The organism is Burkholderia sp. SCN-KJ (assembly GCF_024656005.1).
In the GTDB taxonomy this organism is placed as follows: Bacteria; Pseudomonadota; Gammaproteobacteria; order Burkholderiales; family Burkholderiaceae; genus Burkholderia.
In genome coordinates this window covers 18,510-31,899 of record NZ_JANKOG010000023.1, presented here as the reverse complement: position 1 = coordinate 31,899, position 13,390 = coordinate 18,510, and the positions used below count along the sequence as shown (strand labels likewise).

10 protein-coding genes and 1 pseudogene are annotated in these 13,390 nt (G+C 56.3%); 9 read left to right on the top strand and 2 right to left on the bottom strand.

Going from position 1 to position 13,390, the window contains the following annotated elements; genetic code table 11:
- Nucleotide 1: 1 nt before the first annotated feature.
- The 4 genes from NQV17_RS29575 to NQV17_RS29560 are packed head-to-tail and all read left to right on the top strand — an operon-like array spanning nt 2 to nt 5,380.
- The gene (locus NQV17_RS29575) at nt 2-982 is read left to right on the top strand and encodes a hypothetical protein (RefSeq protein ID WP_257775063.1); all 981 of its coding nucleotides are present in this window, start codon (nt 2-4) and stop codon (nt 980-982) included.
- 1 nt (nt 983) lies between these two features.
- The gene (locus tag NQV17_RS29570; RefSeq protein ID WP_257774990.1) at nt 984-1,835 is read left to right on the top strand and encodes a hypothetical protein; all 852 of its coding nucleotides are present in this window, start codon (nt 984-986) and stop codon (nt 1,833-1,835) included.
- Entirely contained in the window at nt 1,825-4,302 is a 2,478-nt protein-coding gene (locus tag NQV17_RS29565; protein ID WP_257774989.1) for an effector-associated domain EAD1-containing protein, read from the top strand. Before NQV17_RS29570 ends, NQV17_RS29565 begins: the two co-directional genes overlap by 11 nt.
- A gap of 7 nt (nt 4,303-4,309) precedes the next feature.
- A complete protein-coding gene (locus NQV17_RS29560) occupies nt 4,310-5,380 on the top strand; it encodes a caspase family protein (protein WP_257774988.1) in 1,071 nt (356 codons plus the stop codon).
- A gap of 38 nt (nt 5,381-5,418) precedes the next feature.
- Here NQV17_RS29560 and NQV17_RS29555 read toward each other — a convergent pair whose 3' ends face one another.
- Nucleotides 5,419-6,465, bottom strand: coding sequence for a hypothetical protein (locus NQV17_RS29555; protein ID WP_257774987.1), 1,047 nt, complete (start codon nt 6,463-6,465; stop codon nt 5,419-5,421).
- Between the two features lie 455 nt (nt 6,466-6,920).
- Here NQV17_RS29555 and NQV17_RS29550 point away from each other — a divergent pair, with 455 nt between their 5' ends.
- The 4 genes from NQV17_RS29550 to ltrA all read left to right on the top strand — a co-directional run bounded on the left by NQV17_RS29550 (nt 6,921) and on the right by ltrA (nt 11,182).
- Nucleotides 6,921-8,420, top strand: coding sequence for a hypothetical protein (locus NQV17_RS29550; RefSeq protein WP_257774986.1), 1,500 nt, complete (start codon nt 6,921-6,923; stop codon nt 8,418-8,420).
- Between the two features lie 61 nt (nt 8,421-8,481).
- Nucleotides 8,482-8,661, top strand: a complete 180-nt coding sequence (locus NQV17_RS29545) for a hypothetical protein (protein ID WP_257774985.1) — start codon at nt 8,482-8,484, stop codon at nt 8,659-8,661.
- Nucleotides 8,662-8,794: 133 nt separating this feature from the next.
- Complete coding sequence (locus tag NQV17_RS29540) at nt 8,795-9,079, top strand: hypothetical protein (RefSeq protein ID WP_257774984.1); 285 nt, start codon at nt 8,795-8,797, stop codon at nt 9,077-9,079.
- A gap of 855 nt (nt 9,080-9,934) precedes the next feature.
- Nucleotides 9,935-11,182: a group II intron reverse transcriptase/maturase gene (gene ltrA, locus NQV17_RS29535; protein ID WP_257774983.1), complete on the top strand. Its 1,248-nt coding sequence runs from the start codon at nt 9,935-9,937 to the stop codon at nt 11,180-11,182.
- A gap of 345 nt (nt 11,183-11,527) precedes the next feature.
- Here the strand turns inward: ltrA and NQV17_RS29530 are convergent, their stop codons facing one another.
- Nucleotides 11,528-12,889 carry a HEPN domain-containing protein gene (locus tag NQV17_RS29530; protein WP_257774982.1) on the bottom strand — a complete coding sequence of 454 codons (1,362 nt, stop codon included), beginning with the start codon at nt 12,887-12,889 and terminating at the stop codon, nt 11,528-11,530.
- Between the two features lie 211 nt (nt 12,890-13,100).
- Between NQV17_RS29530 and NQV17_RS29525 the strand changes: the two are divergent.
- A pseudogene (locus NQV17_RS29525) lies at nt 13,101-13,341 on the top strand (H-NS histone family protein); the annotation flags it as partial.
- Nucleotides 13,342-13,390: the final 49 nt, after the last annotated feature.

Here is a 13,390-nt window from a genome sequence, read left to right as displayed (position 1 = left end):
CATGGACAGCGAAAAGACCTGCAGTCAGGCAGACTGCTACCCCGAGGATGTTGGTTGTCAGCTTGGAGACCAGCCGGAGCGTTGCGAACATTTCGCGGGTAACAGCGCAACGGCCAACATTGACAGCGTGATTACATTCACTGAGTCCGCGAGGGGACGAGTGTTACCTTGGTCCGGAAGTGCGCTTGGTGCGACCGACCTGCAATTTCTGGCGGCGCGTGCAAAGCCAATGATCATTGCGATAGTTGGGCCGCACAATGCGGGAAAGACAACCTTGCTGTCGATATGGTACTTCCTCCTTGGTCGCAGGCCCACGCTGGCAGAGGGTAGATTCAGGTTTGCCGGCTCGTATACGCTGCAGGGCTGGGAGCAGATTGCTTCTCCCCTGCGTTGGACCTCTTCTTCCGGGTACCGATTTCCTGCACACACGCCGGCTACCGCTGACCGCGTACCGGGTCTTCTGCACCTGTCATTTCGCGACGATGCGGGGCGCATCAAGGATTTCCTTTTCGCCGATACGCCGGGGGAGTGGTTCCAGCACTGGGCTGTCGACCGCGATGCAACCGATGCCGCGGGTGCTGCCTGGCTCGGGCAGCGCGCCGACGCCTTCGTTCTTGTGGCCGATAGCGAGGCGCTGGCTGGTCCCCTGCGCGGATTGGCGAAGCAGGAGTTCAAGTTACTGGCTTCGCGGCTCGCTACGGAAAGGCCGGGCGCGCCGGTAGCGTTGGTTTGGACCAAGGCGGACATCGCAGTCCCACTTGCAATCAGGAGAGATCTCATGGACGCCATGGTGCGATATTTCCCCAACTTTGACGAGTTCTCAGTTGGCGTCAAGCCGGGTGACACGATTCCACGCGATGAGATTGCAGCCCGGTTCACGTCGGTTATTGATTGGGTCGTGATGTATCGTGAGCCGCGCGGATTCGTGCAGACAACGCAGACGGTCGACAGCGACGATTTGTTCTTTGCGCTCGGCAAATAGCATGGAACTCAAGAAATCAAAGCGTATCCTTGTGCTGGGCGAGTCAGACGTAGGAAAGACGAATTACGGCGTCCAGCTGTTGTTGCGTCTGGGAGGCGACAACGGCGCGTTGCAGCTCGTTGGTGCCCCGAAAAACGTCAATGCGTTCAAGTCTGGCATCGCTGACCTGAGCTGCGGAAAGCCCGCGCAGCACACCTCGTCAGGGGTATACGAAGAAAGTGAGTGGGTCGTCGCCGACCAGAACGGGAACCGGGCGGAGCTTTGCTGGCCAGATTATGCTGGTGAGCAGCTCACAGCTATATCCGGCACTCGCGTCGTTTCGCGCGAATGGGCGACGAACCTCCAGAACAGTGATGAATGGATGCTGTTCCTTCGCCTACAGACAATTTCCGGCCAGGAAGACATTCTGTCCAGGCCAATCCTGCTCGTCGATGAGACCGGACCCAAAAGTTCGCCATCGCAGTCGCACGACGTGAAGCTTGTCGAGCTGTTGCAGATACTACTCTATGCGCGGGGCGTAGGAGTTGCAGCGCCCTTGGCCGTGCCTCGAATGAGCGTCGTGCTCACATGCTGGGATGAGCTTTCACGCCCAGTGCAGGAACTGACTCCACCTGAGGCGTTGCATCACCATCTGCCGCTTTTGACCTCGTTCCTCAGTGCGAACTGGCAATCGCCGGCGCTGAGTGTCAGGGGTTTGTCGGCTCTGGGGAAGCCCTTGAACAAGGACAACCCCGACCAGGAATACGTTGATCTCGGCCCTGAGGCCTTCGGGTTCGTTGTCCTGCCGAACGGCGATTTAACAAATGACCTGACCGAACCGGTGGCCGCTTTGGTGAGAGCCGATGAGAGCTGAGATTGCCCTTTACGGACGAGGCCCAGCGGGCCACTCGCTGATTTACTATTCTGGCGACGATCCTTCCGTCGCCCGTGCACTCACGGGAAAGATGGACTTGCCATCTGGTGTGCCTCCGGGTGTCGAGTGGCAACCCTACCTGAGCGGCATGACCGTCGGCGAGTTCTATGTTCTGGCTCGAACCTGGCCAGACACCGAGGCAGCCCGGGGCGGTTTCGTCAGGTCGCTGGCTCTATTTCTGCCCATTGAGCAGGCGTCGGAAATTGCAGATCTAGGCAGAATTGCGGCCCATCTGGAGCTTACTTCGCCGGAGGTGACGCCTGTTCCGCTAGAGCTTGCCTCGGTGGACACGAAAGTGGGACCAGCGGAAGTCTCACTCGAGGCCATTGGGGTCCTAGACCAGTTAATCCTGGCCCGAGACGGAGGGGTGGCGTTCGCAGGCCAGGCGCGGTTTGATGCGATTGTTTTCCAGGTCTGGGCAGCATTGCCTGCGTGGTTTCGTCGCTCGTTCAGCTTTCGCCTCGTTTTTGGCGCCAACGATGTCAAGGACCGGCCGACAGCGTTGGTCTGTTTGCCCGATTCGCTGGCATCGCGCTGGCCGGGCCCGGTCGTGATTGAAGGTCAAGTTCCGGTCGCAGAGGCCGAACACCCCTCGGACTTCTTCACCAAACCAGATTCCGAACTTCGGAGCTTCATTGATCGTATGGGCATTCGCGTTCGGTCATTTGATGACCTGCGCCTTGTGACCATGTGCTATGGGTACGCCGCCAAACGGGACGAAGACTTCGGGACCGCGCTCGCCGCATTGCGGTTTGCGCTCAAGTTGTGCCCAGGCGAGGCAGATTGCGGCGATATAAAACACGAGCTTGTACGCAAACTGCTAACGACCGCCCCGCGATGGACTACCGTCAACCTGTCCTCGCTGCGGAATCTGCCTTTCAGCGGTATTCCCGACCGCCCAGAGATACTAGCCGCGGTATCGTCGGGTATAGCACGTCATGTTCGTGGGACGTCAGATGCAGCGGACGTTGCGCGGACGATAGCAGACGCGCATTCAGATGTGAGTGTTGACGTCTGGCGGGTCGCAGTTTTTCAAGGTCTCGAAGAGGTGACGCGCACGCCGTCAGCGCAGATTGCGTCCCGGCTTTGGGGTTTCGTTTGCGCTGATGAATCACTGCTTCCAGCGCTCTCTGACGTCTGTTCTCGTGACAGCACATGGGAAGAGGCGCTAGCGCATTCGCTACCGAAACGCCTGACTGGCGCACTATTAGGTAACGCCATTGCGGAGGCCGCAAATTCGGGCCAGTGGTTGCTACACGCGTCACTGTTGCTATTGAAGTGCCAGCCGGTGGACGCTTTGCGCATCCATCTTTCCAAGGCGCCATCCAGTGCGGACTCAGCCGATGTGCTTGTCATTGCCAAAACCGTTGAGCCGGCTGACCTTGTGGACCTGTATGAAGCGACATCCGACGCGCGAATCATATCGCTCTTGGCTGCGAAACTGGAGACAGGTCCGTTACCGTTTTCGCTTGCCTCCCTACTCGGCCTCCGCGTCGCAGCAGAAGCGATCAAGAAGCGACTTGCTTTCACAGACTCGAGCTCTGTCAGAACTCTGCGGACCTTCGTTCTGGATCAGTTGCTCGCTGGACGCAGAGTCGACGCGGACGTCCTGTGCGAAATTGGCCGTCTCGACGGGGGACTGACGGCTGAGGTGCGGAGATCTGAGCTTTGGCCTGTCCTTCCGTCGTCAGCCCGAGCTATCTTTCTTTCTGCGACAGTCCAGCAACTACTGGAACAGGCGGTTGCGGGTCAGTTGCACGCATCGGACCGGTTGGAGCCTGAACTTCGAGCCGCTCTTTTGAACCCGGTTAGTTTGACGCCGTTTCTTCGCGAACGAACACTCGCCGATGCGCAACAGGTGGTGCGTGTATTCACTGCCATGCCGTTTCTTGACGAGGCGATTTTTCGAGGTTGGCTGGATGAAGCGTCAGCGCAACGCGCGATGGTAATCTCGCAAGACAGTGAAGCGATCGGCATATTGATAAACAACAGGCAGTGGCGGGCATGTGCGTCGCTCGTGTCGAAACTCGCGGACCGTCGTCGTGATCTTGAGCCGGCGCTCCGGCGTTGCGATTCTTTGGTCAGTATTTACGACAAGTTGTCGATATGGCCGTTCTCCGGTCTCTTGAAAATAGCACAGGACGATGTATATGCCGAGCTGCTCAAGGTGTGTACAAAACTCTACCAGACCGGTCCCGATGAACGTGATATCTGGGAGCGGGCTGGAGGGGACCGGGCTGATCTGAAGCATTGGATGGCCGGACGCGAGCAATGGCGCGCCGCGTTTGATCTGATACGGAAGGGCGGGTCCGGGGTAAGCTATGGCCGCCTGACAAGCGAGATGCTTGGAGACTTCAAGGGTAACTGGGAACTTCAAAAGCTTGCCACATACTTTCGGGATTTATAGCTAGAACATGCAGAATCTTGTCATTGGGCATGCTTTGTTGATTGGTGTCAGTCAATACCACCATGTTGACGGCCTTCCGCGCGAGGTTGCAGGAGATGCTCTTGCCGTCGAGCGCTTTGTTCTTCAACACCCGGAAGCCGGGTACGTCAGGCAAAGGGTGCGCACGCTGACCGATGGCGGCGCGACCCTCGAAGCTATCCGTGAGGGTCTGCGCTGGCTGGCCGCGGAGTCGCATGAAGGTTCGACCGTAATGATCTTCTTTTCTGGACACGGCGCAATCGTTGAGGGAAGGGAAGGCTCGTACCTGCTTCCGTGCGACGCCGATCCCGAAGACCTGACAGGCTCGGCAATAAGTGCGAATGAGCTTGAGCAGTCTTTGCGAGAAATCTGCGGAAGCAGAGTGGTAGTCGTGCTGGATGCGTGTCACGCCAATGGCGTTGTCCGTAAAGGGAGATCGTCACAGGTCAAACTGGGGTTAAAGACTTCGGTGTACGACGCACTGTCTAACGGGGAAGGCACAGTTGTGCTTGCGTCATGCAAGGACAATGAGTTTTCTCACATTGTCAATGGCGCACAGAACAGTGTCTTCACGGAAGCGTTTCTCGAAGCGATAAGTGGGGGCGCTGCCATTCGTGACGACGGATTTGTGAGGGTCTTCGACACATTCCACTACATCGTGGCGCATGTGCGAGGCAAATTTTCCCAGACGCCTGTTCTATCTGCACGGCAGACCACAGAAAATTTTGCGCTTGCAAGTGCTTCGAATACACCGATACTTTCACGGCAAAAGGCGGCAGTCAGTCAGATGCTGTCTTTGGATGCGAGCTCTCAATTGAATGCATTGCTGAACAGTATGTATCCGGCCGGTCCAAGGGAGCGGGATTTGTGGGAGCGCGCCGGCGGCGACCTTTCGTCGCTGGATCTTCAGGCTAGCGGAAAAAGCCAATGGTATAAGGCCGTCCGGATGCTGTCGCTGGGCGGAGGAGGGGCGGCACTTTCAGTCAGATCGCTCCTTGAGGCTGTGCTGGAAGACTTTCCGAAGAACTTCCAGGCCGAAAAGCTATTATCGACTTATTGAGACCACCGCCTGCGCAGCAGCGGACAAGGGCGTCGAACCTAGTTTGGTCCAGCGCTGGGATTCTCCATTGCTTCCTTGTCCCCAACGTCGCCGGACGAACCAGAATTCGCTTCCGCTGACACGGTGCTTTTCAACGGATCTTGCGCCGTGGCGTGCTGCGCTGGCGAGCTTTTCTCGGCACCGACGGAGTGAGGCGCCTTGCCGCGCTCCTCGAGTTCTTTCTCTGTTCTCTTCATGCTTTCTTCGAAGCGACTTACGAGACTCGGTATGACTCGCTCACTGATACCAGCCAGCGCCGACAACAGAAGCAGTGTTGTGAGGTGGCCGTGCCCATCTGCCAAAGGTGCGAGGATCAGCTTGGACTTGAGAGCCATGACAAGCAGTGATGCGCTGAGCATCCCTGCGAACAACCGGGCGTGGGCCTCCAGTTCATGGCTCCGTTTACCCGCGAGGGCGTTGAGCGAAAGATGGCTTGCTCGCGAACTGATTGAGAATAACGCTCCAATTGCACCCGCGATCGCACAAAGCGTCAGTTCGAACGCGGTTTCGCCGAGATACGTCGTTACGCATGGCTTGTGTCGGCTGAACCAGAGAAGGGAACCCAGGAAAGCCAGCAAGACGCAGGTCATCAGGGCGGACTGGAAGTACCAGCCGTATGAGACGTCCTGGCTCTTCTGTGCGAGGACTGCCCGAGCCAAGGCGAGCGGTTCGGCCGCGGCGTCGCTCTTCCCCGTCGACAGTACCTGCGAATACGCTTCACCCAGGAGGGACCGAACGTGAAGCAACGCTTCGCGTTCCCCCTTAAGGAACGTCGACGCCTGTTCGAGGTAGGTAACCTGCGTCTGGACCTTTCCGAACTCAGTTACGTTTATCTCTTTGTTGATAAGGAACTGGACATCGTAGTGGCTATCCACATATACCGCGAATTCGCTCGCGTTTACGATGATAACCTTCTTAACCCGCTTGTTCAGTTCCGGGTCGTATCTGCCTTCGCGTAAGTAGAGAAAACGTTCCTCGTCAGGCGAAACTGTCGGCGGGGCCTCGTTACGCGGGCCCTGGAAGAAATCACGGATGGCGCCAAGCATGTTGTCTTTTCGTGGTTTGTTGCAACCGAATAATGCGCCTGCCGTCGAGCCTCCGAGATCTGCGGCTAATTGTTCCCCGCGCGACGTTGCGAGGGAGGCTGGCCTTCCATACGCGCATCTCCAAGTGTCTGACACGGTTCCCCGATCGTTGTCAATCCAGGAGTAGGCGTCGGCAGGATTATACCGGAACGTACCGTCGACCGTACCGCTGGGCACTGGGGAGCGTTAGCCCGCGCAGTGTGAGGAAGACTTTTCGGAGACACCTCGGGGAGGGGTGGCTTGCAGTGAACAAGGTCCCCATGCGAACGCCGCGAATCCTCCTCCTCCAGCGCCGGAGGGACATCAAACGCGGACAATTCACGCTATAGTGGCGATCCTTTCCAGCGTCAGGCTGGGCTCCCTGCGGCCTTTTCGCGTCAGCAAGCTTAGCCGCCTGGCAAATTATCGGAGAAGATGTGTTTGCTTGGTACAACGTCGATTCGCCGGCGACTCTTGCGTCGGCGCTTTCCCAAGTTCCGCCCGAGTATGTGAATGAAGGAGTCGCGACTATCTTGTCGGAAGGCCTCTCCGATAAGGTGCGTGGCCTGCTCGTTGAGACCGAATATGTCGACAAGGACTTTCGCAGCGTCTTCTACAACTTCTATTCAAAGAAGGGCGAGGAGGTCAAACGGAACTGCGTGCGATTGCATCTTTTTCGTGAGGGAACAAACTTCGACGTAACGAGCGCCAGCCTGAAGGTCGCTCCTGAAGAGAACGCCGACGAGGATGCACTGGATGATGCATTGTCCGAATACTATCTCGGCTTCATTGTTCTGCGGCCTACCGGCAAATGGAACATCGGGCGTTCGGTGATTCATCCGGAGGCCCTCCGGAACGCGAGTGGTGCTCTTATCATGTCGGCGCACAAGGTGCACATACTCGGCCATCGGCTCAGAGCACTCGGCTTTCCGTGGATGATGCAGCACAGTGATATTTCGGTCTGTGCCCACGTGGCCTGCTGGTCAATCATGCGGCATTACAGCGAGCGATATCAGAAGTACGCTGAATTGCTTTTGCATGACATCACGAAACTCGCTCAACCATTCGATCCGGGCGGGCTGGTGCCATCGGAGGGCCTGCATGTCGGTCATGCAGAGCGCATTTTTTACGCTGCGGGCACTTTTCCTGTGGTGGTGGCCAGGCCGCTGGAGCCGGACGACCAGTTCGCCGAGGCAGATGACAAAGCCTTCGAAAGTCAAATGCTTGCCTACCTCGAGTCGGGATTCCCTCTGTACGCGGCCATGCCTGATGTCACGCACGCAGTGGCAATTGTTGGGGTTAGATGGAAGGAGGGTACGTCAGACCGTGTGACCCGTACCTCGGTCGAGGATGCGTACCGGAGAGTCGATGCGCTGATCGCCTCCGACGATAACCATCTTCCTTACGTGCGCGTGGGTCTTACGGACCCAATCGCGCCGGTCGACTACAGTGTCAAGCAGGTAGAGGCCTTTATCGTGCCGCTACCGGACAAGATCTTCTATCCGGCGCTTGGCGTCTACGAGATGATCGAAAAGGCGCCCAGAACCCTCAAGCTCGACTTTCCACCGTCCTCGGACCGGATAACGCGCTACTACATAACGACAGCTGCCGCGCTGCATCGCGAATTTCTTTTAAATTCAACATCTTATGATCAGAGGCTCGTGCAGGCGATGACGGGTGTGCCAATGACCCAGTTCGTCTGGGTGATTGAATATGCAACATCCGAGCAGTGGCAGCGCCGCGAGGTAGCCGTTCGGGTCGTCATTGACGCGACCGCGACCGAACAGGATAATGAGCCGCTGTGGCTGGCGTTCGACCAGGCGAAGGCACTTATTTGGCGCGAAAAAGGAGGGCCAGTTCAGCGGATGACGACATTGGCACTGCGTCCAGCGAAGAAACCGTATTACCGCATCCAGTCGAATCTGCGCTCGTTTTAAGGACGTGGAAATTTTCGAGCGGGCTATACCTCGGACCGTCTTGATGAGAATTGGAGTCTAAATGGCACTCGTACAACCAAAGGTGCTCGATTTTTGGGCAAATGTCCCGAACGGCGAAGGCGCTGACCAGCGCAAAGTGCTGCGTGAGGATATGGAGCGGCTAGTCGTAAGCCCGCTTGCTCAGAAAATGAAGCGAGCGCGGCGGCGCGTTGCGCGAGCACGCTTGTTCCCGGTGGGATGATTAAAAGCGCTCCAAACGGAGCGTTTTTTGTTAGGTCATATTCTCACCTGGCATTGGGTTCACATAGCCACTGTCGGTGTCGTGCGGCTGAAGAACGCATGACGACTGCTTCATTTCCTTAAAGCCGGGCCGAATGGGCAAATTCACAATTCGCGTCGAACTCGTCGGCGCAACCCCTGAAGAGTATGAAGTCCTTCACGACCAGATGCAGCTCCAGGGATTTAGCAGGCTGATTGAATCGGGCGACGGGGAGCCGTATGAACTCCCGGATGCCGAGTACGATTTCGCGGGCGAATTTAATCGAAAAGAAGTGCTAGGCAAGGCGAAAGCAGCAGCTGATGCAACCGGGTTGCGTTATCGGGTCCTTGTGACCGAGTCGAAGGGGCGCGTCTGGTACGGGCTTCGCCGAAAGGAATAGCTCGTCTGGGCTTGCAATGTGGCTCCTCGCGCAACGCGGGTGCCGTAGACCAGTGCATACTGTCGGCGTCCTCCGTCCCCTCAGGTTTTACTCGCAAGTAGTCGACCGCTTCCTCGTCAAAGCAAAGATCAACGTGAGATGCCCGGCCTTACGGGTTTTCAACGAAAGTGCGTCTAAATTTTCCGATGCGATCTCTCCAGGACCGGTAACTGCCTGTCGGATTCTTCGATATCTCTGACGGCATCATCGCTACCCGACCGGCTGAAAACCCGTCCCCACAAAGCTCCATCCCCCCAATTGACAATCGAGTGGGGTGTGCCAAGAACGCGAGCGTCAGATGACCGATGCTTGCGGTGCTTTACCAGAGATGAAGGAAGGCCCTTCGGAGTCGGCCTGCAGGGGCAGGCTCCAAACCACCACGAGCTGCGCGGGTAAAGAGTCCGCGTGGTGAGCGTCGATGGAAAAGGCAGAGTTCAACTCTGTCAGGTAAGGATCGAAGAGACGAACGCGAGTGAACCGCTGAAGACGTGTCGAAATTGTCCCAGAAGATGTCGAAACCGGAGAGCCCACTTGCTCCGGGACAAGATCGGGCGATGCCTGCCGACGGCCCGATCGGCATCCGGCACATAGGCGGCCTGACTTCGATTCAGGCTTTGGTAAGGAACTTGGGAACCTGTCGTCCCGATGTGAAGGGAGAAATTCAAGTGGAAGGACTCCACAAGGATGAGAGTACCGATGCGGGGCACAGGGGCGGAGACGCCTATAGTAGGGTTGAAGGTCCTGTAATGGGACTGGACCGAAGGGGCGTCATCGTCTGGCTTTATGCTGCGGGCAACCCGCAAGGGGAGGACCTGCGTGGATAAAGCAAAGCCGTTTAGTATTTCCAAACATGAGGTATGGGAAGCATATAAACAGGTGAAGGCCAACCGTGGTGCGGCGGGCGTGGATGAACAGTCGATGCAGGAATTCGAGGCGGATCTGAAGAATAATCTGTACCGAATCTGGAATCGGATGTCGTCCGGCAGTTACATGCCGCCACCGGTACTGCGGGTTGACATACCGAAAGCTGGAGGTGCGGGGACGAGGCCGTTGGGTATACCCACGATCTCTGATCGCATCGCTCAGACGGTGGTCAAGCGATATCTGGAACCGCTTGTGGAGCCTGTGTTTCACGACGATTCATATGGATATCGTCCTGGGCGGTCTGCGCATCGGGCGCTTGACGTGGCTCGGCAGCGATGCTGGAACTACGCTTGGGCGCTGGACCTCGACATCAAGAATTTCTTTGGTAGCATCGACTGGGAACTCATGATGCGAGCGGTGCGCCGCCACACGGATTGCGCATGGGTGCTGCTGTACGTCGAGCGCTGGCTCAAGGCACCCGTGCAAATGCCGGATGGGACCGTGATGCAACCGGACAAGGGCACCCCGCAAGGTGGTGTCGTCAGTCCAGTGCTGGCCAATCTGTTTCTCCATTATGCTCTCGACCGATGGATGCAAACGCATCACCCCGATGTGCCATTCGAGCGTTACGCGGACGATGCCATCTATCACTGCAAGAGCGAAGAGCAAGCTCGGTTGCTGCGGCAGGAAGTGGAGGTTCGGCTTGCGGAGTGCAAGTTGGCCTTGCATCCAGAGAAGACCAAAATCGTGTACTGCAAGCAGGCCAATCGGCCTGTGGAATATCCAACCTGCCAGTTCGACTTTCTGGGCTATACGTTCCGGCCACGGAGCGTGATGAATCGGATGGGCAAACTGTCTGTCGGTTTTACTCCGGCGGTGAGCAATAAAGCAGCCAAGGCGATGCGCCAGGAGTTGCGTCGCAAGCCGCTGTGGCATCGTTCCGATCTGACGCTGGATGACCTGGCGGATTACACTCGTCCGATTCTGCGGGGCTGGATTCAGTACTACGGGCGGTTCTCACGGTCGGTCCTCGCGCAGGTGCTGCGATATGTTGATGCGGCGCTGGTGCGGTGGGCACGGCGGAAGTACAAGTCTCTTTCCAGACGTCCGGCGCGCGCCTGGGCGTGGCTGTCGGGGATCCGATCCCGGCAGCCCGGGTTGTTTGCCCACTGGAGCGTGGAGGCGGCGGTTGGACGATAAGAGCCGGATGAATCGAGAGATTCACGTCCGGATCCGTGAGAGCGTGAGGGTGCAATTCCCTTGCGCTACTCGACGGCCGGAAGGGGTCGGGTGCTGCCACCCACGTTGGGCGGCTGTCGGCCCAGACTGTGTCAAAACACCGGGAGAGCTGCGGGCGTGAGGACGTGTACGACGCCGCCGAGTTGTTGTGCGCGGAATCGGAGGAATTACTGAAACCGATATTCGGGCATAGAAACACGAACGCCACCTTCAACGAATCGCTTCATTTCGCTCATCCTTCGCTATCGGACGCGGAATTCTAGCCATTCAAAAAGATGTTTTGACACAGTCTGGGCCGTCAACTGCCTACAGACCACCGTCCCGATATTTTCTTTGGCGCAAGGTCGATTGAAAGGCGTCAACACTGCTGAGATTTAGCTTTTTCGCTAAATGAATAAAATTCCATATCGTGTCACGAACAAACGCACGCGTTTCCCGGAGATCCTTAGCCGATACTGATGTAGAACCAGTATGCGCGATTTTGGAGCGCCGACCGTATAGCACCTTAACTTTCCTTTCGATCGCCAGACATTCCTCTATTGACCTGCCGTTCAAATATGCGCACTGTTCCGCAATACTAGACATGATTGAGGGTGTGATTATGCCTTTCTCGTCTATCTTCAACAACGCTTCCAATGCTATGACCGTCTTGAGATAAGCGCTGGATCGATTGCTGTCCGAGTAGGCCTCTCCAGTCCATTCGACGGCCTTGGAAATTCTCTTCTCTAGATCATTTTTTGGTGATATGACGATGTCAAGAAATTGATCAAGCATGCCCTCTCTGCCATTCGGGAGAAACATTGATAGATTCGAGATATCAAGGAGGTCGTTTGGCAAGTTCCTCGCCTCGTCGCCAGAAAAAATTCCACCGCGAGTGCTTATTATCGCGTCTTGACGGGACGCGAAGTTCATCCGCAAAATACCTAGCGAACGGTCGGTATATTTTTCACTTAGCAAGAACGCGATCAGCAGGTCGAAGGCATTGAACACGGTGTTGGCCAACTCCAGTGCTTTTACCTCGTCTCTCGCTTTCGTCGAACACTCAATGACTGTCCTTTTGTGCTTTTCGTCCCGAATCCCTGAGTGGTCAGCCCATGGCAATAGCTTCGCAATTTCGTCCACGTGGCGCGGCAGCTCATAGACAACGAGCGATCCAAATTTTACCGGAACGTCACTACCATTTATCGTTACGCCGTGAAATGACTTTACCACCTTGTAGTCAACAAGCGGCAAACTTTTGAGTTTATTCGAAAAGCTTTCGATTCTCGCGGCGATCAGAGAATCGCAAAATTCTTTGCATTCGACCAAGCTTCTTCGTATTAATCGCAGCAATCCCTCTTGGGATAAGTGCTTACCTTCCTCCGACGCCAGGAATTGAGCGATTGCATCGTCGAACTTTTCGGGGTCATTGATATCAACTATCTCGGGAGGGGCGTAAATTGCGTTTGGTAAATCTCTGTAAATTTCACGATTTAGAGTGCATGCTTCAAACATGCTGTGAACACTTATTGGCATTTTTTTCATGGCAGGTTTTTGTTCGTCATTTTTACGCTCTTTCCGGTCTCGACCGGGTTTTCCGCTCGCCCCGCATGCACTACATCTAAGGCCGACATAGGCCGATGGTCGGCCGGACAGCCCAGAGAAGCGAACGGCTGTTGTATTTTGCAAGCGGACATTGTATGCGCTCGCTGACGATCGACTGTTAAGAGTCGGCTACGGAAGTTCGATGTTCGATGCTACGATGCGATCAGTGATCACCGGCGGCTCGTTTCCGAGTTCGGCCACGAACGGACATCGATCCGATGGCCCTAGATTGGCTATTATCTGGCGCACCGAATTTTAGGCTCTGAGAATGTCTATTGCATAAGAGAAGGCGGCGGTGCTCGCCGAGATCCGGGAGAAGGTGAGGAGTACGGCATCACCGAACTGGAGCTCCTGAGGGCTGCTGGCTTTATAAAAGAGGTACCCAAGAAGTTGCAAGCTAAGTACTACGATTCCTCGTCCGGGAAATCATAGTCCGGCCAGGCGCGCTCCCGAAATGGTTGGTCGGCAAAAATTTAGACGATTACCTCATCGACAAACCGATGCAACAAGCGAAACCGTGGTGGCCGGGAGAGACCGGAGATGTTGGTCGTTGCTTCGCTTTTTTGATGATCTTCAGCATAGCGG